Below are 1535 nucleotides of genomic sequence, written 5' to 3'. Positions count from 1 at the left end.
GAAGATCGAGATCGCGACGGCGCCGCCGACATAGGCCTCGAGCACCCACAGCGGATTGGCGCCGGCGATCCACATCATCGTCGTGGTGGTATCGCCCACCACGCTGCCGGCCCCGCCGGCATTCGAGGCCGCGACGATGGCAGCGAGGTAACCGATGTGCACGCGGCGCTTGAAGAGCACCGCGGCCATCGCGCCGCCGATCATCGCCGCGGCGATGTTGTCGAGAAAGCCGGACATCACGAACACGCCGATCAACAGGAAGAAGCCGCCCTTCCAGTCGTCGGGCAGCAGGTGTGGCAGCAGCTCGGGCAGTCGGCTCTTCTCGAAGTGGTCGGCCAGCAGCGCGAAGCCCAGCAGCAGCCCGAGCAGGTTGGCCAGCGTGATCCACTCGTGGCCGACGTGGGCCAGCAGACCCGCGACGCCCGCGCCGCCCTTGAAGCCGGTGACGAGCCACTGGTAGAGCGTGATCGCCGCCGCACCGGTGAGCGCCACCTGCAGCGTGCGCGCATGGAACAGCGCCACACCCAGCAGCGTCAGCGCGAACAGCACGAAATCCAGCGGCACGCCGGCAACCGTCATGGTGTTTCCTCCTCGATCTTCTTGTGGGGCCGCGGATTCTAGGCAGGTGCCTGATCGACGAACCTCGTGAAGCCGGCGACCGGCTCGCGCTCGGTGACCAGCGCATTCTCGACCGCGCTCTCGTCGGCATGACCGAGCGCCATGCCGCAGACCACCATCTCGCCCGCCGGCAGCGCCAGGTGCTCGGCGATGAGCTTGTGGAAACCGATGAAGGCGGCCTGCGGGCAGGTGTCGAGGCCGCGTCCGCGCGCGGCGATCATGATGTTCTCGAGGAACATGCCGTAGTCGAGCCAGCTGCCCTGCCGCAACAGCCGGTCGATCGTGAAGATCAAGCCCACCGGTGCGTCGAAGAAGCGGTAGTTGCGCCCGTGCTGCGCATGCATGCGGGCCTTGTCGGTCTTGGCGATGCCGAGCAGGCCGTACAGGTCCCAGCCGACCTTGCGACGCCGCTCGATGTAGGGCGAGACCCACTCGGTCGGGTAGTAGTCGTACTCGCCGACGTCGGCCCCGGTCGATCCGGCGGCGGCGTTGGCATCGTGGGCCGCCCCGATGCGGCGCGACAAGCTCTCCTTGGCCTCACCGGTCAGCACCGTCACCTTCCACGGCTGGGTGTTGACGCCCGAGGGGGCGCGTGAGGCCACCGCCAGGATCTCTTCGATCGTCTGGCGCGGCACTGGCGTCGGCAGGAAGGCGCGGATCGAGCGCCGCGAGCGGATCGCCGCGTCGACGGCGGCGGTGGCTTCAGGGGTGGTGGCTTGCATGGGCTTCATGATGGGTAGAACGGTCAAGGTGGCAGGCAGCAGGCGGGCCGAGGCGCGCGGCCTGCGCACCGGCCTGCCACGCGAAGAAGGCTTCGCGCAGCGTGCCGAGGTGCACGGCCACACTGTCGTCGATGTTGCGGCCGTAGCCGCCGGCCATGCTGACGGCCACCGGGATGCCACGCTCGCGGCAGGCCG

At 69.0% G+C, this 1535-nt stretch carries 1 protein-coding gene and 2 pseudogenes; all 3 read right to left on the bottom strand.

The features are described 5' to 3' along the window. A pseudogene (locus RMO40_RS12785) lies at positions 1–579 on the bottom strand (citrate transporter); the annotation flags it as partial. 38 nt (positions 580–617) lie between these two features. After that, positions 618–1340 (bottom strand): nitroreductase, encoded by a 723-nt coding sequence (locus RMO40_RS12780; RefSeq protein ID WP_489660157.1) that lies wholly within the window; start codon positions 1338–1340, stop codon positions 618–620. After that, a pseudogene (locus RMO40_RS12775) lies at positions 1321–1535 on the bottom strand (hypothetical protein); the annotation flags it as partial. The pseudogene RMO40_RS12775 and the gene RMO40_RS12780, both read right to left, overlap by 20 nt.

This window comes from Rhizobacter sp., from assembly GCF_031412075.1.
In the GTDB taxonomy this organism is placed as follows: Bacteria; Pseudomonadota; Gammaproteobacteria; order Burkholderiales; family Burkholderiaceae_C; genus Rhizobacter.
Note: the sequence above shows the minus strand (reverse complement) of the source record. Positions and strands in the feature narration are given on the sequence as shown.